This is a genomic window from Glutamicibacter sp. AGC46 (assembly GCF_053543715.1).
On sequence record NZ_JBLVOJ010000010.1, the window covers coordinates 1 to 21,572 of the forward strand.

Sequence of the window (21,572 nt, forward strand, 5' to 3'; positions counted from 1 at the left end):
GCGGCCGGCGGTCGCATCGAATCAGCGACCGAGCAAGTCGACGTGAGCACGTCCACCGGACGCTTCGCCCGCGGCATGCTCGCAGAATTCGCAGCCTTCGAATCCGAGCGTATCGGCGACACCTGGAAAGAAGCTCACCGGCGCCGCATCGAGCAAGGCCTGCCAGCCACCGGAAAGAAACGCTTCGGCTACCAGTACGACAAGGCCATAGGATTCACCCCGCACCCCGTCGAAGGCCCAATCCTTCAAGAGTGCTACCGCAAATACGTCACCGGTACCTCCTTCTACGAGATCACCGACTACCTCAATGCCGGACCCACAAAGCCAGGGGAAGGCTACACTGGGCCGAAGCCCGGAATCTGGTCAGCAAACACCGTACGCCGTGTAATGGACAACCCCTTCGCCTCAGGCCGGTTCATCTCCAAAGGAGAAGTCCGCCAAGGGATCCACGAACCGTTGATCAGCGAAGAAACATGGGAACAATTCCAGGTGCGCCGCAAGAGCCGCAGGGTCACCCGATCCAGCACCAAAGGCAAATACCCGTACACCGGCCTGATCTTCTGCGAGCTCTGCGGCCACGGGATGTATGCCGGCCTCTTTGGCTCAGACCACACCCTCAAATACCGCTGTAGCGGGGCCGCACAATGGAAACTCCACCCCGGCGGCTACGTCATGAACACCACCATCGAAGCCACCCTACTCCCCTGGCTGTCCGACCTAGCCGACGAAATCAACCAGGCAACCAACAGCGCACCCACCGTCCCGAAAGCTACAGACCCTACCCCACACCTCCGGCGAGCGCTGATGAAGGTTGAGGCCCGGTTGGAAGGGCTGACGGAGAAGCTGGTGGACGGGACGGTTCCGCAGGAAGTGTATGAGCGGATGCGTGATCAGTGGCTCGGTGAAAAGAAGTCTTTGGATGATCAACTGATGGCGGCGCGCGTCGAGTCCCGGGTTGAGCCCGTGAAGTTGCCGCCTGATTTGATGGAGCAGTGGGGTGAGATGCCGGCTGAGGTGAAGCGAGAGCTGCTGGCCCGAGTGGTGGCGAGGATCTTAGTGAAGCCTGGACGGCCGCGAGCTGAGGTGCGAATTGTCGCCCGCTGGGAGAAAGTTGCCTTGTCAGATCATAGGAGCAATTAGAGCTTAGTCATGAGTGTAATCATGACCCATCCGGGCACGTCGCCTCTGCTATCCCTGAGTTTCGGGGAAACCTTACGAAAGAGTAGTTCACCGGTTGCAGTGATTTGCAATACCAGTTTGAGCATCATTTCTTGTATGTGATTCATGACGGCCCTTCTAACTTGCTAAAGGATTTCAAAGTGGGAGATTCAAGCTTTTCTATGCTCCGATCAATAACTCATCTCCAATAACGCCAGACCGGGGAATACGGCGAAAACGATCGTGAGAGGAAGAATTCCGAACACGACCGGTACCAGCATGGAAATCTCGCGTTTTCCTGCAACTTCCATAAGTTCTCGTTTGGACGCATCGCGGACATCTTGTGCTTGGTCTCTGAGCACTTGAGCCAATGGTGTGCCTCGCTCTGTTGCAACAACGATTGCATCGACAAATCGCGTCATGGCTCCAACTTGCATCCGGTCGGACATATTCTGCATCGCTTGGACCATCGGTGTGCCTGCGTGAATGTCGTTCAAAGTCTTGGTGAATTCGTCACCGATCACCCCGTGGCAGATTCGTGAAATTCTTTCGATGGCCCCGGTGGTTGATTCGCCTGCGCCGACAGTTAGCGCCAGCACTTCGGCCACGGTTGGAAACTGAGTCAATATTTTCCTGGCCCGCCGATGGATCTGTTCGCCAAGCCACCAACCACGCAATGCATAGCCAACAATCCCGAAACCAATAACGACTAGCACCGATAGGATCAAAGAGACATGATACTGAACGGCGGCAAAGGCCATGAGCGCAGATCCTGCTACTAGGCCTGCCAGAGCATAAACAATTTCTTGAGACCGGTAGTCAATTACGCTCATGTCCAATCCGGCAGCGTTCAGACGCTTCCGAAGAGTACTTGCCGAAGGACTGTGTAGGCTAGCCAGCTTCTTGATTTGCAGCAACATGGGGGCAGCGAGTTGGCCTAAAGCCGAGTGCCCGGAGTCAGAGTGCCATGAGTCTTCCAGCATGCGTGAGCTTCGAACGCCAACGCGAACATGGGGCGCAATACGATCAGCGAAGGCCATTCTTCGCCAGCCCGGCAGGTTCACAAAGACCAGCCAAAGGCCTATGCCAAGTCCCAAACCGCAAAGCGCCGCCCACGGTGTATAGCTGTTCATGCCAGGACTCGTTCTTCTACTGGCAAGGTGCCCAGCCGGAGCATGATTCGATAGCAAACGAGGGAAACCAGCATGCCCAGGCATAGCACTATCACTCCCCCGAACGTCATATATGCATCCTTCGCAGCTTCCTGGGTGCCCAAGACCAACAGCAAGATCCATGGCGCGGCGACTGCCAAACGCGCTGCCGAGACAATCCATGATTGGCGGGCAGCGAGTTCCCCTCGTGTTCTCACGTCATCGCGCAAGAATGCCGACAAAGTTGTGAGCGTATGCCCCAAGTCGGTGCCCCCGACTTCACGCGTAATCCGCAATGTCGTGAGAATCTTGTCGGCTACCGGGTCTGCCAAGCGTTCGCCCAGCTGGTCCAGCGCCACGGAGAAGTTCGCTGTGGCTCGATAGTCCAATGCGAAATCCCGAAATAGCGGACGCAATACCTGCGGGCCGACGACAGCCAATTGGCTCAATGCTTCGGGAAGAGATAGGCCCGCCCGGATGGCACTTCGCAAGTGATCAACCACCTCTGGCCATTGTTCTTGCAATGCTGTGCGGCGCTTGGTGGCTTGATGGCGCAGGTAGACCCATGGTGCGAATGAACCGAAGATGCTAAACACCAAGGCGAAGAGCCACGAAGCGGTGAGTCCCAACGTCACCAACGCGGAAGTCAGCCCGCAGACCAGGCAAATCACGATGAATTTTGCCGGAGCCAGATTGCTCATTCCTGCATGCAAAAGAGCATTCTTGATGGCCGAGCTACGTTTGGGCGATTTTGCCCACGGGGCGAAGAGCAACCAGTCAACCATGAGGGCAATGCCTAGCCCGCCAAGGAGAGCAAAGAAAGCAACCACCGCTACACCGCCATCAATTCGGCAATATTGATTCCAGCGACATCAAACTTTTCATGGGACCAATCGGCTCCCCGAGCCGGCAGCAGGCGATCGGCTTGCCGCTCGAATAGCGTCGAGGACTCAATTTGCCCTTCCTCCACGCGGTTGCGCACGCTGAGAATCTCGTTGACATAGCGATGGCCCTGTGGACTCCGCACGCAATGAACCACAAGGTCAATGCATGCAGCCACGGTCTTGATGGTGAAGTCGCTGGTGATATTTGGTCCTGCAAGCAACGGCAAAGTGCAAATTTTTGTGATAGCGTCGCGGGCAGAATTCGCATGCAAGGTACATAGCCCCGCGATTCCCGAGTTCAGGGCAATGAGCATATCCAAGGACTCTGCTTCGCGGACCTCGCCGATAATGATCCGTTCCGGGCGCATGCGCAAGGCCTCCTTGACCAGCCGGCGCATCGTGATTTCACCGGTGCCTTCAAGATTGGCGAGGCGAGTTTGCATGGCAACGACATCTCTTAGTGAAAGATTCAGCTCAAAGATTTCCTCGATGGTGATAATGCGTTCCCTGGGGCCGATCGCTGATGCCAGACAGTTGAGCATTGTCGTTTTGCCGGCTTGTGTAGGGCCAGTAACGATGACATTCAGACCGGCACTGATCGCCGTAGAAAGGAACCTCGCTGCTTGTTCGCTCAAGGCTCCCAGCTCAACTAGATCTTCAAGTTTTCCCGCGCGAGCAATGAACTTACGAATGTTGATGGCCCAATGCTCATGGGTGATGTCTGGAATCACGACGTGAAGACGAGACCCATCAGGCAATTGGCAGTCGACGAATGGCTGGGAAAGGTCCAGACGCCTGCCCGACGTTTTGAGCATGCGTTCTACTAGAGCCGCGATTTCTGCCGATTCCATGCGTATGTGGGTCAGTTCGCTTTGGCCACCTCTGGCGCAAAATACTTGATGTGGAGAATTTACCCAGATCTCTTCAACAGAAGGATCATCCAATAAGGGTTGCAGCGCTCCGAACCCGGCCACATTATCGAATACTGAACGTTGGGCGGCCTCTAGCGATCCAAGTGAAGGCACGGCGCCAAGCAATGCGCGTTCGTCGTAGTCGCGAATGACCTCTTCAATAAGTGATCGGATCATCGCTGGCTGCTTTGCCGGGTCCAATCCACGCCGGCGAACCAGCTCGCGTACTTCGTCTTCGACAATGGACAGCGCATCCACGACTGACTCCTTTGGCTTCCCTACTGGAGGATCCCGATCTCGGGGACTATCGGCGAGCGCGTCGTCGGTGCAGCATACCTATTCGTATGACAAGGGATGCTATCTGCAGCAGAGACCGCTTTCAAGAGGTTCCCGAAGTTGTGGATAGTTCTTGGTACTTTCTCCACACCAAGATTCTTATCTTCCAGCGCCGCCCTCAATGCTGGTTTAGATGGGAACGACAACATTCCATTACATTCAGGAGACCTCATGGTCCGCTATGAATTACTTCTGATTTCCCGAAAATTCCAGCATCCGCGGCAATTCGAACTTGTCATGTCCGGACGAATATCGGGCGAGCAGCTCGCCGCACTGCTGCAGCAGCATTTCCCGGGACAACGATGGTATTCGGGAATAACGCGGATAGAAGAGTTGGGGATCCTGCATGCGTCTGAACGTCTTCTGCTCAATGAATTGCCCCAACCTGTTCGCGCCACAAGCACCACAGCTTCGTGCCTCAAGTTATATGTAGTTCGCGGCCCCGACGCTGGTGCCTGGATTCCGCTCACAAAGGGAGAACATGTCATCGGCAGAACCGCCCCATTATGGTTAGAAGATCCGCTGGTGTCCCGGGTTCACGCGAAGTTATTCGTGACAACCCGGAGCTTGCGCCTGGTAGCCTGCTCTGAGCAGCAACTTGCCATGCCAGATGGCAGCCGCTGCGAGTCCGTGGAATTGGAACACGGATCGCGCTTCTTTCTGGGCAACACTGAATTCGCTGTCGGCGATCCATTAACCGCCCAATCCGGTCAATTGGTAACCCCCGAACAATTGGAAATCCAAGTACCTTCCAAGCCCGAGCTGTCCCGCTTAATTGCTCTGGTCCTCGCAGCATTCGTTCCGATCATCTCCGGCGTCTTGCTTGCCTTGGTTACCGGTTCGATGCTCTTTCTGATCTTGAGTGGCGTTTCGGCCCTTATGGGTATGGTGCCTGCCGGTCAACTGTTCGTGGAGCGTCGCGAATGGAAAAGGGAAATGGAAGTGCAACGAGCTTCCGCCATTATCGCGAGAAGTAAATATTCTCCGGCTCTCGGAGAATCGTTCGTAGCCGGACTGGATTCCGCTTCTTTGGGACTGTCGCATGCCCGGATACCACCACTGGTTTGGGGCGAGGGACTGTGGTCTCCGCAGGACACCTCTCGTTCTGATCCCACGGGGATCCGCAAAGTATTTCGTAGCCTCAGGAAGACGAAGTCGGACGCGCCCTGGTTCGGTCCAGTATTTTTCCCGAGTACCCCGAGCGTCTGGCAGCTGAATTCTGCACAAGGGCAAAGCGCTGGGGCTATTCTGGCCGCAGTACTTGCACGCTATCTCCCGGCCATACATTCCGGCCAGATACGGCTCGTGCTCGATCCCAGTGTCAGGTGTCTTCCGGCGTCGCTGCTTTTGGTGAGCAACGTTTCCGTGGCCCACCTGTCGATTCCCGAAGAATCGAGCTTCACCAGGAAAGAGGAAACCAACCTGGCGACGTTGTACGTCACTGCCCAGGAACCTCAACCTATTTCCGGCGCCCTGGTGCTGGGCGTTTCACCGGTGCTGGCCGAATCCGTGGAGAATTGGATTGTTCCAAGCCCCGTGTCCTCGCGTTTGCCCGACGAACGCTTAGTGCTGCAGAACCTAAGCACGCTGAGCCTTTCGCGGTTCGACAGGATGGTGCAGCAGTATGTGCAGCTGCAAAAGCAGGCAATAACCAAGAACGCAGAATCCATTGCATCCCCGTCACTAGCCGTACGGGCACATCTGGGCCTCGATGAACAGCAAGAGGACGTGTTCCTTGATCTTCATGAGGATGGTCCGCATGTACTGATTTGCGGCACTACAGGGTCAGGCAAGTCAGAAGCGCTCAGGCGCCTGATTGCTGATTTTGCCCGGAACCACCCGCCGACTCAGCTTGCCTTCGCACTTATTGATTTCAAGGGTGGAGCTGGACTAGGCGTCTATGCAGGTTTGCCCCATGTCCAGCTCTTCGCAAGCGACCTCGATGAGGCAGCGGCTCAGCGCACGTTGGAACAACTAGAACATGAGGTGCGGCGGCGCGAGGAGCTTCTGGCAGCACAAGGCTGCAGCGACATTGCGGAATATCAAGATCTCGACGAATCAGGCCCGATTCTGCCTCGCTTGCTGGTAGTCATTGACGAATTCCGTGTTTTCGTCGAAACGCTTCCTCAAGCCAGCGCCAGAATTGATCGTTTAGCTGCGGTGGGTCGAGCTCTAGGAATCCATCTGATTCTCAGCACGCAGCGTCCGGCTGGCGCTTTGACGGGACAAACCAAGGCGAACTTAAACACGACAATCGCATTGAGGGTAAACGACCCGGGTGAGTCCGTGGAACTGGTGGGCTCCACCGAGGCGTCCAAACTCCTCCACCCCGGACAGGCGATCATCAAGGGCGCTTCCAAGCCCACTAGGAACATGCAATTCCAGCTGGCCATCGAGCCGCCACTGCACGGCGAACTATTCGAGCGGAATCGTCAAGATCTCAGCCTTCGTCCGTTGTGCCGATTCGAAAAGAGCATCGCGTCAGTCGCTGGAGATCGCTTGCAAAACCATGCAGCAGAACTTTCCTCACAGTGGTCCACTTCGGAGCTCCCGGTATCTGGTTTTGCTCCAGCGTTGCCTCGGCCAGCAGAACCAACGCACTCGCCAGATACGTGGGATGGGAAGGAACGAGGAACGATTTACTGCGGCGTTGCAGATAATCTGCATTTGGCCCGGCTTGAACCTTTGATTCTTGACCCTGCCCGTTCACGATCAACATTGATCTGCGGCTTGCCAGAAGCCGGTGCCCGAACCCTGTTCGCTTCCCTCGCCCGTTCGCCCAGAAAAATACTTTGCTTCGGTCCGTCGCCGATCCCGGATGCCACTGAAAACGTCAAGGTTGTCACGGGTGAGGATCCCTATGGCTTTTTCGATGCTGTCGACTTCCTGGAATCCATGCCCAGTGATCCAGCATTGATCATTCTCGTTCATTCACTGGCCCAGTTGCAGTCCAATATCCACCCGCAACATTTCCAACGCCTGGACGAAGCACTCGGTACGCTATTGCGTTTCGGCGGCCCGCAATCGCCTATGGTGATTTGTTCAGTTGACCGCGACCAAAACGCGTTGAAGTCCACCGGTCTTTGTACAGAGCAATGGTTCTTCCCATTCAACGCTACCGAGTCATTAAAGATGATGTGGCCCAAGATCCCGGCCTGTTCGCTTTTGCCGGGTCGAGGGGTCAAGCTGAGTTCGGGGCATCCTCCGCAGGTCTTCCAACTCACCGAAGTTCAATTAGCTGAAATCCCGGGAAGCACCTGGCCCGAAGTGCCTTCGGCTTGGCAGATGCCTTCAGGTTCTGCCCTTCAACCGGCAAACTTTCTGGGATACTCGCCCTTCGATGGTGAGGCGGTCCCTCGACCAGCAGGTCCGATGGTTGTTGTGCTGTGCCCCGATACGCAACAGCGCCGGCAGCTGACTGCCGTACTCGCTGTGCGTTGGAACTCCCCGCATATTTGCGGCCTACCGGACTTTGAACGGTTCGTACGTTCTCTCGAGGACGGCTCGTACCGTGTTCGGCAGGACTTGCTTTGCCTCTTCCTCGAAACCACCAATGACTCTCGGTTGCCACCGCTCTTGAACGCTCTGAATTCGAGGGGAATCGGTGTCGCGCTATTCGTTCCGCCGTCCAGCAGGATGGCCTTCGACCTGGGATTGAGCGCCAACGGGTTCGATGATCGCCAGGTAGTCGCTGTCGAAGCCCATCATCCGCAAGATCTTCAACCGATGAATTGGCAGCCAATCCATCAGGTGCCTCATCAAGGAGCCAAAGACTATTGGTGCGCGGTCATCTCCAAACGAGGCAAACCGCGGATGATTCATATTCCGTACGAATTATCTGCTGGCAATTCAGCGGTTTGGCCGGTCTCCGAGGAATGCGGTGGTCTTCGGCGCGAAGAGCATCACCACAGTGGTTCCGGCGACCACGATGGAAAGTACCGCCGCGGCCGTCACCATCGGGATATTGGAGCTCAGGAATGAAACAGAGAGGATGAGCTGGAATAGTTGCCAAACGACAATCGGAGCACGAGTGAACGCTTTTCCCTTGAAGAAGTTGACAGCTACCGAGCCTTGCCAAACGGCAAGAAGCAAGCACAGGGCCAGCATGAATAACTGCCCGCCCATATTGACTGTTCCGTTGGTGTCGAGGTTCAACATGTAGCTGATGGCGTACGCCAGAACAGCCAGGGCCTCAATTAGGACAAGCGCGGCAACCACGAAAACACTGGTTGGGCGGGACGAGACTGCATTTTCGTTGCTCACATCAACAATTTTCGTTGACCTTCTGCAGGAACTCAAACCGCAACAATTGACTTTTGCTGTTGCTCGCGCCACACCTCTGATAACTAGCGGATCCTAGTGCCAAATGCCATGTGAGAAAGCACTCAGGCATTCAGCAACATTTCGCTACCGTGACTCTTGTTTACTTCCGCGTTACATGAAAACCTTATGTGGTCGGTTAAACGAAGTGCCCGAATGGACTTCTCCGACCTTTCGAGACGCCAGATGTTAACCGCTAGGCAACCAGGATTTCATTTCACTCCTAGTTATTTTTTGCCTGTGTGTTGATTGTCGTTGGTGTTTCACACCCTCTCAGATTTCAAGGAGCATCAATAAGCATGGATTGGCGTAGCCGCGCGGCGTGTCTGGAAAAGGACCCGGAACTGTTTTTCCCAGTGGGAAACACCGGTCCGGCCCTGTTGCAGATCGAAGAGGCCAAGAGCGTCTGCCGTCGATGTGAAGTAACCGAAACCTGCCTGCAGTGGGCTATTGAGTCCGGCCAGGATGCAGGCGTCTGGGGTGGCATGAGCGAAGATGAGCGTCGTGCCTTGAAGCGTCGTGCAGCACGAGCTCGCCGCGCTTCCTAATTAAGCTGCGCTCGAGGTAATTCTCGCAACCCGAGACGCTATACGAAATCCGCCAGAGGTAAACACCACTGGCGGATTTCGAGTTTAAGCGACAAATTGTCAGCTCAGCTAGGTACATTAAAAGTAGTATTCATGTTCGAAAGGATCCGTTAGTGACTCTGGCCCGCTTCGCGTGCACCGTTCAGGCAGGTGCGACCGCAAAATGAGCCCGGCCCTGACCGACCCCAACCTGGGCAAGACGCTGGATGGTCGATACCGACTGGACCATCTGCTTGCCCTGGGTGGCATGTCACGCATCTACCGCAGCATGGACAAGCGCCTGCATCGAGCGGTTGTCGTGAAGATCCTGAACGACAACTTCTCCAGCGAGCATACAGTGCGTGAGCGATTCGAATCCGAAGCTGTCATCGCTGCGAATATCACTCATCCGAATGTGGTCTCCATCCGCGATCACAACGTGAGCGATAATCTGGTGTACCTCGTGATGGAGTATGTTCGAGGACGGAACCTCGAACAGGTCATTGAAGAACGCGGCCGCTTTACTCCGCGTCAGGCGCTAAGCGTCCTTGAACAAATTTGCCACGGTCTCAGCGCCGCGCACAGCGAGGGAATCATCCACCGGGATATGAAACCGGCAAATGTGCTGCTCTCCGATACCGGCGAAGTGAAAGTTACCGACTTCGGCTTGGCCCGTGCTGCCAGCGCCCATACCCAGTCAGCCACGCTCGTCGCCACGCTGTCCCATGTCTCCCCCGAACTAGTTTCAGGGGCACCAGCCGATTCGCGCAGCGACATCTACGCACTGGGCATCATGATCTACCAGATGCTGACTGGACAAGCACCGTATACCGAGACCAATGCCGCTGCATTAATGAAGCATCATCTGGACTCCCCCATGCCCATGCCCTCGGACTTGGTTCCGGGATTGGCCGAAGATCTCGATGAGTTGGTTCGATGGTGCACCGAGAAGGATCCAGAGAAGCGCCCGCAAGATGCTTCGCTGCTGCTGGAGGAGATCATCCAGATCCGCTCAACGCTCAACGATGCGCAACTGGACCTGGGCGCCGAGGACCTCGGCGGGATTGAAGATCTCACCCCGCAAACTATGGCGCAGATGCCCACTACGCTGCAGCAGCGTCTTGATGCGATGCAACGCGAGCGCGAAGATGAGCGTGAACAGCTATGGCTGAAGCGGAATACTGCTCAGCACGAGGACAGCTACGTTATCGATGATGCCCCCGCCGATCCTGACCAGACAACCGTCATTGCCGCGGTTGACGCCACCGAAGTCTTGGATCTTCGCGATGCGCAAGCCACACTGACCCAGCCTCGTCCCACTGATCTTGCCGCTGATTCTGGCATAGCCGCAACGTCGGTGTACACCCGCGGCCGCGATCTGGAACCGGCCCACGAGAATGACGCCGATTCCGAAGCACCGCTGTCGGTACGTGGCCAAAAGCGTGCGCAGAAGCAGGCTGCAAGAAAGTGGCGCAAGGAAGCACAGGTACCCACCCACCGGTTGCGTCAGCCTCGCTCGGGTACGCAGAAGTTCGTCATCACCGTGATGTGGATCCTCATCGTGGCTCTGGTCGCAGGTGCCGGATGGTTCTTCGGCCGCGGCCCCGGAACCGTCATCCGCATCCCGTCATTGACCGGTATGCTTCAATCGCAGGCAGTCGCGCAAATGGATGGCCAAGGTGTTCCAGTTCGGGTAGGCACGACCTACAACGATGAGATTGCCATCGGCAGGGTGGTCGACTCGCAGCCGGGGACCGGCGAGAACATCATGAAGTTCCAGGGAATCGATCTGATCGTTTCGCAAGGCCCTCAGCTTTTTGCAGTTCCGGATTTCACCGGGAAAACCCTGGATCAGGCCACCAAGTTGCTCGATGAAATCGGTTTCGAAGATGTCCAGGAAGCCGAGGCCTACTCGGAATCGGTGACGAAGGGCGAGATTATCAGTTCCTCCCCTGCCGCCGGCAAGAAATTGCCGCGGAAGAACATCATCACCCTCACTGTTTCCAAGGGACATGCTCCGGTTCCTGTTCCTGCGGTCATTGGTCTTGGCAAGGATGCGGCCAAGGAAAAGCTTGAGTCCATGGGCTTGAAGCTGGAAACCGGTGAATCCGTCCATTCCACGACGACCGAAAAAGGCCTAGTCGCCGTCCAGGACCCGGCCCAGGGCACCGTTGCGTACGGCAGCACCGTGACAGTGAATCTCTCGGAAGGACCAGAATACGTCCAGATCCCATCCGTGCTCGGCATGGGCGTCGAGGAAGCACTCTCTGCACTGGAAGCCGCCGGCTTTTCCGTGAAGACGCACAATGTCTTTGGCGGTTTCAGCCAGACCGTTCGCATGCAGTCTCCATTGCACCAGCAAGCCGTGCGCGGCAGCGAGATCAGCATCTACGCCTTCTGAGGCCTGCGCCGTTCCCCCAGGCATAAAAATAATCCGGTTCCCGCTGTCGGGAACCGGATTATTCTCTAGCTGCTAGCGGTTTCGGCTGCGGCTCTGCAGTGCCGAGGAGACCAGGAAGGCCATCTCCAGGGACTGGCGGTGGTTCAGGCGCGGGTCGCACAGCGACTCGTACAGCGAGTCGAAGTCTTCCTCGCGGATCGGATCCGCTCCGCCGAGGCACTCAGCCACATCGTCGCCGGTCATCTCCACATGCAGGCCGCCTGGGAAGGTGCCCAGCGCGTCGTGCACTTCGAAGAAGCCGCGGACTTCGTCCATGACATCTTCGAAGTTGCGGGTCTTGTAGCCGTTCTGGCTGGTGACCGTGTTGCCGTGCATTGGGTCCGTAACCCACAGCACCTGGGCGCCGGAGGCCGTGACCTTTTCGATCAGGTTTGGCAGCTTCTCGCGGATGTTCTTCGCACCCATGCGGGTGATGAAGGTCAGGCGTCCTGGTTCGCGGTTCGGATCGAGCTTTTCGATCAGCGCGAGGACATCTTCCGGATCCGAGTTCGGGCCCAGCTTCACGCCGATTGGGTTGCGCACGCGCGAGAGGAAGTCCACATGTGCGTGGTCCAGCTGACGGGTTCGTTCACCGATCCACAGGAAGTGGCCGGAGGTGTCGTACGGCAGGCCGGTCCGCGAATCGGTACGCGTCAACGCACGCTCGTAGTCCAGCAGCAGTGCTTCATGGGAGGCGAAGAACTCGGTGCGCTTGAGCGCCTCGAAGTCTGCACCGCAGGCATCCATGAAGCGGATGGCCGAGTCGATCTCGCCGGCCAGCTGCTCGTAGGCGGAGTGCGCCGGGTTGGCCATGAATCCGCTGTTCCACGAGTGCACGCTGCGCAGGTCTGCGAAGCCGCCCTGGGTGAACGCGCGGATCAGGTTCAGCGTGGCCGATGAGGTGTTGTAGGCCTGCACCATGCGCTTCGGATCGTGGGCACGGGAATCGGGTGTGAAGTCGAAGCCGTTGACGATGTCGCCGCGGAATGCCGGCAAAGTAACACCATCTCGGGTTTCGTCATTCGAGGAGCGCGGCTTGGCGAACTGGCCAGCCATGCGTCCCATCTTGATTACCGGCATCGATGCGCCATAGGTCAGCACCACAGCCATCTGCAAGATGGTGCGAACTCGCGAGGAGATCTTGTCGGCGGTTGCATCGGCAAAGGTTTCGGCGCAGTCGCCGCCCTGCAGCAAGAAGGCCTTGCCCTGGGCTGCTGCGGCCAAGCGTTCGCGCAGTACGTCGACTTCGCCGGCAAATACCAGTGGCGGACGCGAACCCAATTCGTTGATGGAGGACTGATAGTCCTTGTGCTCACGCCAAGTCGGCTGCTGGGCAATTGGCAATTCACGCCACAAATCTAGTTGCGGATCGGTGGCGGGGCCGGCTACGGAGGAGCCTGGCAATGGGGTTCGGTTTTCTTCGCTCACCTTGCCCATTCTACGTGGCATCAGCTCAAAGGACCGCGATGAATGTAACAAGTCGCCGTAACACTGCGCATAGCGGCCTGCTACTTCTTTGGTTTGCGTGGAGCATAGATGTCGACGTAGCTCTGACCTGACAGGACATTGATTGCCTTGCGGATCTCGTCGGCGCAAGCGCGAAGCGTTTCAGGATTCGCGGACCTGCCGTTCAGGTGCTCGAAGGTCAGCGGCTTGCCGATCTTGATCCCGATCCGGCCCGGATGCGGCAGGCTTTGGCCGATGGGCTGGACCTTGTCGGTGCCAATCATTGCAATTGGTATCACCGGTGCACCTGTTTCCAGGGCGAGTTTGGCGACGCCGAGCTTGGCCCGGTACAACCGTCCATCCGGTGAACGGGTGCCTTCCGGATAGATGCCCAGCACCTGGCCCTGCGCCAGTGCGTTCTTGGCACTGGCCAGCGAAGCAGCCGATTTCTGCCCGCCTGAACGGTCCATGGGCAGCTGGTTGATATTGCGGAAGAACCACGCGGTGATCCGGCCCTTGATGCCCTTGCCGTTGAAGTACTCGTCCTTGGCCAGGAAAATCACGGTACGATCCAGCGCCGCTGGGAGGAACACCGAGTCGCTCACCGACAGGTGGTTGGAAGCCAAGATCGCCGCACCGGTTTCAGGCACATTGCCGATGCCCTGGATCTTGACGCGGAAGAAAATTCGTATTAGCGGCCGGACAGCGAAACGCTTGAGGAAGTCGTACAGCACAGCGGGAAAATTCCTTCTTCTAGTTGACCAGCTACGCGGGAAGAGAAACCGCGACCTTACTGGTCGAAGCGCACTCCGCACCCTTCAATTGTGCACTACGCTCGAAGGTGAAGGCAGAAATCCGGAGGGTTCACGATGAAACTTGATGCAGGCAATACTCCGCTGGACGAGCGCAAACGTCCATGTGCAGTACTTTTGATCCACGGTTTTACCGGCTCCGCTGTTTCCATGCAGCCATGGGCGGATTCCTTGGAGCAGGCCGGATTCGACACGGACATTCCCCTTTTGCCCGGGCACGGAACGCAATGGCAGGACATGGTCGGTCGAGGTTATGGCCAGTGGATCCACGCTACCGAAGCGGCTTTTGACAGGCTCGCGCGCACGCACGAGCAGGTATTCGCCGCTGGCCTTTCCATGGGCGGCGCCCTGGCCCTGCATCTGGCGACCCGCCGCAATGTAGCCGGTGTTTCGCTGGTCAATCCGGGCCTGGTCGTGGACTCCCCCTTGTCCTCCTATACTCCTTGGCTCAAGCATGTAGTGCGCAGCGTTGCCCCTATCAGCAATGACATCGCCAAGCGCGGTGTCGATGAAGGGGCCTACCCGCGCACCCCGGTAGCAGCCGTAGCCGAACTCCGTTCGCTCTTTGCCCAGACCCGCCGGCGCTTGGAGCTGGTGAACGCCCCGGTGCAGCTCTTCCGTTCCACCGTCGACAACGTAGTCTCAGAGCAGTCGGTGCGCGAGCTGGTCGAGGGCCTGAACTCAGGCACCCTGGCCGAGCACCACATGCTCTTGCACTCCAAGCACGTAGCCACCCTGGACTACGATGCGGAGCAGATTTTCCACGAATCCGCTCGCTTCTTCGCGCAGCTGGCCGCCACGGAACAGAAGCGCAAGGAGGAGCGCGCATGAATCCGGAAGATGCCCATCCTTCAAACCAGAATGATCCGCAGTGGGATGAGCTAGTCGAGAATTTCCGTCAGCTTGATGCCTCGGTACCCCGCGAACCCAGCGCCGACGAGCGCGCGGCGAGACTGGAGAAGCTCTTCAACACCGGGCCTGCCGCGGTTCGCGGACCGCGCGACTATGTTGCTGAGCAGACCCCGGAAGAGTTCGTTCCAGAAGAACCCGCCGCGCTGGGTTCAGGTGATCCGATGCTGAACCTCGCCTGGGTTGGCGCCGCTGGCGGTCCGCTTGGGTTGCTGCTGTGCGTGGTGTTTTTCCGCGCAGCTCCGGTGTTCATCTATTTCGGACTGGCACTCGCCGCCCTGCTCGGAATCGCCTACTTGCTCAAACGTCTTCCCACTGAACGCGATCCGGGAGATGATGGGGCTCAAGTATAGAAAACGGCTTTGAGTACACCACACGGTAGGTTACTCTATAGTAATAAATATGTGATGCGGGTTACCCGCTATTGCTAATGGGGTCACACAGAGTTTCAGGAGTTGAAGACCAGATGCGCGAATACAGCTCGCCAATTCGCATTCATTCGCCACAGCAGTCGAATATTACAGATCTGCTATTACGCCACGCGAATTCAGCGGCCAACCCGGCATTGTTCTCAAAGCCGGGAACCGACGGAACGTGGAATGATGTCACGGCATCGCAGTTCGCTGCCGACGCCCGGGCTATTGCGAAGGGGTTCATCGCCAATGGCATCGAACCTGGCGACCGCATCGCGCTGATGGCCAAGACCCGCTACGAGTGGACGCTGGTTGACTTCGCCATCTGGTTCGCCGGCTGCGTCACCGTCCCCGTCTATGAAACTTCCTCCCCTAGCCAGGTTGCCTGGATCGTTTCCGATTCCGGTGCCAAGGCCGTCGTCGTTGAGGCCGCCGCCCAGGAAGCCGTGGTCCGCCGCGCCGCCCATCAGGAACAGCTCGACGGACTGGATCACGTCTGGCAGTTCGATGGCGGGCTGGAACAGCTCTCCGAAGATGGCCGGAACGTCGATGACCAGTTGCTCGAAGCCCGCCGTTCGGGCACAGCATTGGATGACATCGCCACGATCATCTACACCTCGGGCACCACCGGCCGCCCCAAGGGCTGCGAGCTGACCCACGGCAACTTCGTGGAGCTGGCGGAGAACGCTGTGGCTACCTTGCCCGGCGCCGTTTACCCGGGCGCATCGACCATCATGTTCCTCCCGCTGGCTCACGTTTTCGCCCGCTTCATCTCGGTAGTCAACATTGCCGCTGGTTGCCGCACCGGACACACCCCCGATGTCAAGCACCTGCTCGAGGACCTCCAGTCCTTCAAGCCGAACTTCATCCTCGCTGTGCCACGCGTCTTCGAGAAGGTCTACAACTCGGCCATGCTCAAGGCTGAAGATAGCGGCAAGGGCAAGATCTTCCACGCCGGCGTTGACGTTGCAGTGGCATACTCCCGCGCCAAGCAGGAGGGCAAGGTACCGCTCGTGCTGAACCTGAAGCACAAGCTCTTCGACGCCCTGCTCTACCAGAAACTGCGCACCGCGATGGGTGGCAACATCCGCCATGCGGTCTCCGGCGGAGGTCCGCTGGGCGAGCGCCTCGGCCACTTCTTCAACGGCATCGGGGTCACCATTCTGGAAGGCTACGGCCTGACTGAAACCACCGCACCGATCACGGTGAACACCCTGGACCGGATCAAGATCGGCACCGTAGGCAAGCCGCTGCCGGGCAACGCCGTGCGCATCGCCGCGGACGGAGAGATCCTCACCAAGGGCATTTGCGTGATGCGCGGCTACCGCAACCGTCCAGAGCTGCAGGATGAGACCTTCACCGATGGCTGGTTCCGCACCGGGGATATCGGCGAACTCGACGCCGACGGATTCCTGAGAATCACCGGGCGCAAGAAGGAAATCATCGTCACCGCCAGCGGCAAGAACGTGGTTCCTGCGCTGCTTGAGGACCAGATCCGCGCCGACGCGCTGGTTTCCCAGTGCGTGGTCATCGGCGAGGGCCGCTCGTTCATTGCGGCCCTGGTGACCTTGGATCCAGAAGCCCTGCCAGGTTGGCTGGCCCGTCACCAGATGGACCAGAACCTGTCGCTGGACGAGCTATCGACCCATCCAAAGGTGCTCGAAACCGTGCAGGCGGTCATCGACAAGGCCAACACCTCGGTATCCAAGGCCGAGGCGATCAAGTCCTTCCGCGTTGTGCCTGCTGACTTCACCGAGGAAACCGGTCATTTGACTCCCTCGATGAAGATCAAGCGTGCAGTAGTGCTCAAGGACTACGAAGCCGTGATCGAAGGCATCTACTCGGCGCCCAAGCCGACAGCATAGTCCAGCACTGCATTAGCCAGCTCCCACGATTCGCGAGCTGAGGCGGCCCAAGGCAACTTGAGGCCGCTTTGCTGTGTTCGGGCATAGTAGCTGCGCGGCAATACCACGCGGCTGAATGCCTGGGTGGCGTGATTCTGGTGCTCGTGGCCAAGCACCGCGTAGATCAGGTTCCCAGCCAGGTCCTTGCGGCCATTGGCCAGCAGCCATTCGACCAATTCCATGAGCCGGTCTTCCGAGTCGGCACTGGTATCGCCCACAACCACCAACACGTTGGTGCCGGTGAATTTCCCGTCCATCACCGATTGCACGCGCTGCGGTCCGGCCGTGGCCACCTGGGCCTTGCAATCCAATTCGCCGAATTGTTCGGCCAGGTGCTCTGCGATTTCGCAGAACGGAAGATGCGTGTCGAGGGTGAAGACCAGTACCGTGATCGGCTGGCCCTTGGATCCCAGCTCGGCAACCTGCTGCCTCAGCCGGGCGGGCACAGCCCCGGGCGTCATCTTGCTTGGGCGCATCACAGCTCCTTCTGCTTTGTGGTTCGCACGATTAGTTGGCAGAGCGCAGGGGCCCGCAACTTTGGTCACGAGCCCCCGTGCTCTGGGTACTGCGGATGCTACTTGGGTTCGATCACCAGCAGCAGATCGCCACCCTGTACCTGGCTGGTGCCATTCAGGGTTACCTGGCTGACCACGCCGCCCGCGTTGGCGGTGATGCCAGCTTCCATCTTCATTGCTTCGATGGTGGCCACGGACTGGCCGGCCTCGATCAGGTCGCCGACCTTGACGTTCACAGTCACCGCTCCCGCGAAGGGTGCAGCGACGTGGCCGTTGTTGTTCGGATCGGCCTTCGGCGCGGACTTCACGGTGGATTCTACCGATTCGTCGCGGACCTTGAGCTGGCGGGACTGGCCGTTGAGGTTGACCACGACGGTGCGCAGGCCCTTCTCATCGGCTTCCGATACCGATACCAGCCTGACCAGCAATCGAACACCGGTACCCAGCGAAATGACATGCTCAAAGCCGGGAACCAGGCCGTAGAGGTAGTCGCGGGTGTGCAGGACGGACAAATCGCCGTAGTTCTCCACCGACTTCTCGAAGTCACGGGTTGGGCCAGCGAAGAGCAACCGGTTCAGGGTACCGCGAATCGTGTCCGAATCCGCCTGCAGCGCTGCCAGGTCCTCTGCCGAGAGGTCCTCGACATGGGCCTTGACATTGCGTCCCTGCAACGCCTTGGTGCGGAACGGTTCCGGCCAGCCGCCTGGAGGGTTGCCCAGCTCTCCCGAGAGGAACTGGATGACCGAATCCGGGATGTCGTAGTTCTGCGGGTTCGCTTCGAAGTCCGCGGCTGGGACTCCGGAACCCACCAGCTGCAAGGCCAGGTCGCCGACGACCTTGGACGATGGAGTCACCTTGACCACATTGCCGAGCATGTCATTGACCGAGGCGTACATCGACTCGATGGCTTCGAAACGCTCGCCCAGGCCCAATGCAATGGCCTGCTGGCGCAGGTTCGAAAGCTGGCCGCCCGGAATCTCGTGCTGGTAGACACGGCCGGTTGGCGCTGGCAGTCCGGATTCGAATGGCTTGTACATGGCGCGCACTGCTTCCCAGTACGGTTCCAGCGACGCCACGGCATCCAGTGACAGGCCGGGATCACGCTCGGTGAACTCCAGCGCTGCGACCAGTGCAGAGGCCGATGGCTGCGAGGTGGTGCCCGCCATGGCCGCGCTGGCCACGTCGACGGCGTCCACACCGGCGTCGATGGCAGCCATCAACGTCGCCAGCTGCCCGCCGGAGGTGTCGTGGGTGTGCAGGTGCACCGGAAGATCGAAGCGTTCGCGCAGGGCCGTGACCAGCTTGGTTGCTGCCGCTGGGCGCAGCAGGCCGGCCATGTCCTTGATTGCGAGGATATGCGCGCCAGCGTCGACGATCTGCTGTGCCAGCTCCAGGTAGTAGTCCAGGGTGTACAGCTTCTCGTTGGCATCCAGCAGGTTGCCGGTGTAGCACAGGGCCACTTCGGCGACTGCCGTGCCGGTGTCGCGTACCGCCTTGATGGCCGGAGCCATCTGCGAAACATCGTTCAGCGCATCGAAGATGCGGAAGATGTCGATCCCTGCGGACGCGGCTTCCTTCACGAAAGCGTCGGTGACCTCGGTTGGGTATGGAGTGTAGCCCACGGTATTGCGGCCGCGCAGCAGCATCTGCAACGGGATGTTCGGCAGCTCCGCACGCAGCAGCTCCAGGCGCTTCCAGGGATCTTCGCCCAGGAATCGCAGGGACACATCGTAGGTGGCACCGCCCCAGACTTCCATGGAGAACAGCTGCGGGACGTTGTGCGCGTAGGCCGGTGCTGCCGCGAGCAGGTCGCGGGTGCGGACGCGGGTGGCCAGCAGCGACTGGTGCGCATCGCGGAAGGTGGTATCGGTGATGCCCACCGCTTTCGACTCGCGCAGGGCCTTGGCGAATCCTTCCGGACCGAGATCCAGCAGCTTCTGGCGCCAGCCATCGGCCGGCACGGCGGACTTGGAGGGGCCATCGAATGGCGAACGCTCTGGCTCGTCGGTCTTGTCACCCGGGAAAGCAGGAAGCTTCTTGCGCGGGTCGATTCCCTCGACACGGCTGCCATTTGGCTGGTTCACCGTGACATGGGCCAGGAAGTTCAGCGCCTTGGTACCGCGGTCCTGGGATTCATTGCCGGTGAGCAGATCCGGGCGGGAGTCGATGAAGTCGGTAGCGACATCACCGGCCAGGAACTGCGGATCACTGAGCACATTCTGGATGAACGGGATGTTGGTGGCCACACCGCGCACGCGGAACTCGGCCAGCGCACGGCGGGCGCGAGCCACAGCCGTCTGGTAGTCACGGCCACGGCAAGTGAGCTTGACCAGCATCGAGTCGAAGTGCGGGGACACCTCGGCGCCGGTGTAGATCGTGCCGCCATCCAGACGGACACCCGAGCCGCCGGCGGAGCGGTAGACGGTAATGGTTCCAACATCCGGACGGAAGCCATTGGCTGGATCTTCGGTGGTGATGCGGGACTGCAAGGCCCAGCCACGCACCTGGATGGTGTCCTGGCTGATCTCCAGATCCTTCAGCGACTCGCCAGCAGCGATGCGCATCTGCGCCTGCACCAGGTCGATGTCGGTAACCTCTTCGGTCACCGTGTGCTCAACCTGGATGCGCGGGTTCATTTCAATGAATACGTGCTGCCCGGCGCGGTCGCCCACGGTATCAACGAGGAATTCGACGGTGCCTGCGTTCTGGTAGCCCAGAGTCTGCGCGAACTTCACGGCGTCCCGGAACAGCGCCTGGCGAATCGATTCATCCAGATTCGGTGCTGGAGCGATTTCGACAACCTTCTGGTGGCGGCGCTGCAGCGAGCAGTCGCGCTCATGCAGGTGGACAATGTTGCCCTGCTCGTCGGCGAGGATCTGCACCTCGATGTGGCGCGGACGCAGCACTGCTTGTTCCAGGAAAACGGTGGGGTCCCCGAAGGCGGTGCCGGCTTCGCGCATTGCCGCGCCCATCAGCTCCGGCAGGTCTTCGCGCTTGTCGACACGGCGCATGCCGCGACCGCCGCCGCCGGCTACAGCCTTGACGAAGATCGGGAAGCCGATGCGATCGGCCTCGGCAATCAGGTAATCAACATCATCGCTTGGCTCGGAGGATTCCAGTACCGGAATGCCTGCCTCGCGAGCAGCCTTCAGCGCCGCTACCTTATTGCCGGCCAGTTCAAGCACGTCCGCCTTTGGACCGATGAACTTGATGCCTGCTGCTTCGGCAGCTCGTGCGAGGTCAGGATTTTCCGAGAGGAAGCCGTAGCCCGGGTAGATTGCATCCGCGCCGGCTTCTTTGGCAACGCGGATAATCTCGTCGATATCCAGGTAGGCGCGGACCGGATGGCCCTCTTCGCCGATCTGGTAGGCCTCTGCGGCCTTCTGACGGTGGATCGAATTGCGATCCTCATGTGGGTAGACAGCAACGGTCTTTGCGCCCAGCTCGTAGCCGGCGCGGAAAGCGCGAATCGCAATCTCACCGCGGTTGGCGACCAAGATCTTTTCAAACATAGTGTCCCTACATCGAATCTGTACACGCTGGTTCAACGGCACAATCAGGACTGTTCCCCTCAGGTGCAGGCCCGCCATCCCAGCGTGTCGGGTCTCGAAAAGCAGCTAGTATTTGCCACTTCTGTGAAACACACTACACGGGGATTCTCCAGAACGTCCAAACATTTCGCCTTGTGGTCAGACCACATAAAATAATTGGATCTTTGAAGTTTTAATCACTAACTTGTGCCTAATGGCAAAAACTGACGTTGCAAAGTCGGAGAAACACGGCTCGGCACACTATGATGATGAGAGA

At 58.7% G+C, this 21,572-nt stretch carries 14 protein-coding genes; 7 read left to right on the plus strand and 7 right to left on the minus strand.

The genetic code is table 11. The features are described 5' to 3' along the window. A partial coding sequence (locus ACNPM8_RS04805; RefSeq protein WP_448939393.1) for a recombinase family protein occupies positions 1-1,140 on the plus strand: 1,140 nt, incomplete at its 5' end. A gap of 209 nt (positions 1,141-1,349) precedes the next feature. On the opposite strand, the gene ACNPM8_RS04810 is transcribed toward ACNPM8_RS04805, so the two are convergent. The 3 genes from ACNPM8_RS04810 to ACNPM8_RS04820 are packed head-to-tail and all read right to left on the minus strand — an operon-like array spanning position 1,350 to position 4,362. Beyond that, positions 1,350-2,291: a type II secretion system F family protein gene (locus ACNPM8_RS04810; protein ID WP_105662566.1), complete on the minus strand. Its 942-nt coding sequence runs from the start codon at positions 2,289-2,291 to the stop codon at positions 1,350-1,352. After that, positions 2,288-3,139 carry a type II secretion system F family protein gene (locus ACNPM8_RS04815; RefSeq protein ID WP_105662565.1) on the minus strand — a complete coding sequence of 284 codons (852 nt, stop codon included), beginning with the start codon at positions 3,137-3,139 and terminating at the stop codon, positions 2,288-2,290. Before ACNPM8_RS04815 ends, ACNPM8_RS04810 begins: the two co-directional genes overlap by 4 nt. Positions 3,140-3,141: 2 nt before the next feature. Further along, the gene (locus tag ACNPM8_RS04820) at positions 3,142-4,362 is read right to left on the minus strand and encodes a CpaF family protein (protein WP_105662564.1); all 1,221 of its coding nucleotides are present in this window, start codon (positions 4,360-4,362) and stop codon (positions 3,142-3,144) included. A gap of 249 nt (positions 4,363-4,611) precedes the next feature. Here ACNPM8_RS04820 and ACNPM8_RS04825 point away from each other — a divergent pair, with 249 nt between their 5' ends. From ACNPM8_RS04825 to ACNPM8_RS04835, 3 genes are all read left to right on the plus strand, one after another. Beyond that, a complete protein-coding gene (locus tag ACNPM8_RS04825; RefSeq protein ID WP_166650817.1) occupies positions 4,612-8,421 on the plus strand; it encodes an FHA domain-containing protein in 3,810 nt (1,269 codons plus the stop codon). A 638-nt stretch (positions 8,422-9,059) separates the two neighbouring features. After that, entirely contained in the window at positions 9,060-9,308 is a 249-nt protein-coding gene (locus ACNPM8_RS04830; protein ID WP_013348560.1) for a WhiB family transcriptional regulator, read from the plus strand. Positions 9,309-9,510: 202 nt separating this feature from the next. Then, positions 9,511-11,727: a protein kinase domain-containing protein gene (locus ACNPM8_RS04835; RefSeq protein WP_448939394.1), complete on the plus strand. Its 2,217-nt coding sequence runs from the start codon at positions 9,511-9,513 to the stop codon at positions 11,725-11,727. Positions 11,728-11,799: 72 nt separating this feature from the next. Here the strand turns inward: ACNPM8_RS04835 and ACNPM8_RS04840 are convergent, their stop codons facing one another. Then, positions 11,800-13,203 (minus strand): class II 3-deoxy-7-phosphoheptulonate synthase, encoded by a 1,404-nt coding sequence (locus ACNPM8_RS04840; protein ID WP_105659067.1) that lies wholly within the window; start codon positions 13,201-13,203, stop codon positions 11,800-11,802. Positions 13,204-13,274: 71 nt separating this feature from the next. Next, positions 13,275-13,946, minus strand: a complete 672-nt coding sequence (locus tag ACNPM8_RS04845; RefSeq protein WP_105659066.1) for a lysophospholipid acyltransferase family protein — start codon at positions 13,944-13,946, stop codon at positions 13,275-13,277. A gap of 135 nt (positions 13,947-14,081) precedes the next feature. On the opposite strand from ACNPM8_RS04845, the gene ACNPM8_RS04850 reads away from it, so the two are divergent. The 3 genes from ACNPM8_RS04850 (at position 14,082) to ACNPM8_RS04860 (ending at position 17,211) form a co-directional block, all read left to right on the plus strand. Next, positions 14,082-14,855: an alpha/beta hydrolase gene (locus tag ACNPM8_RS04850; protein ID WP_133834487.1), complete on the plus strand. Its 774-nt coding sequence runs from the start codon at positions 14,082-14,084 to the stop codon at positions 14,853-14,855. Beyond that, positions 14,852-15,286, plus strand: a complete 435-nt coding sequence (locus ACNPM8_RS04855; protein WP_133834488.1) for a hypothetical protein — start codon at positions 14,852-14,854, stop codon at positions 15,284-15,286. The genes ACNPM8_RS04850 and ACNPM8_RS04855 overlap by 4 nt, the downstream gene beginning before the upstream one ends. Positions 15,287-15,399: 113 nt before the next feature. Further along, positions 15,400-17,211, plus strand: a complete 1,812-nt coding sequence (locus ACNPM8_RS04860) for an AMP-dependent synthetase/ligase (RefSeq protein ID WP_388025390.1) — start codon at positions 15,400-15,402, stop codon at positions 17,209-17,211. Here ACNPM8_RS04860 and ACNPM8_RS04865 read toward each other — a convergent pair. Together ACNPM8_RS04865 and ACNPM8_RS04870 are read right to left on the minus strand one after the other, a co-directional pair. After that, positions 17,184-17,726: a hypothetical protein gene (locus ACNPM8_RS04865; RefSeq protein WP_105662560.1), complete on the minus strand. Its 543-nt coding sequence runs from the start codon at positions 17,724-17,726 to the stop codon at positions 17,184-17,186. The two genes, ACNPM8_RS04860 and ACNPM8_RS04865, sit on opposite strands and share 28 nt — an antisense overlap. A gap of 98 nt (positions 17,727-17,824) precedes the next feature. Next, entirely contained in the window at positions 17,825-21,277 is a 3,453-nt protein-coding gene (locus ACNPM8_RS04870) for a pyruvate carboxylase (RefSeq protein ID WP_133834490.1), read from the minus strand. Positions 21,278-21,572 lie beyond the last annotated feature (295 nt).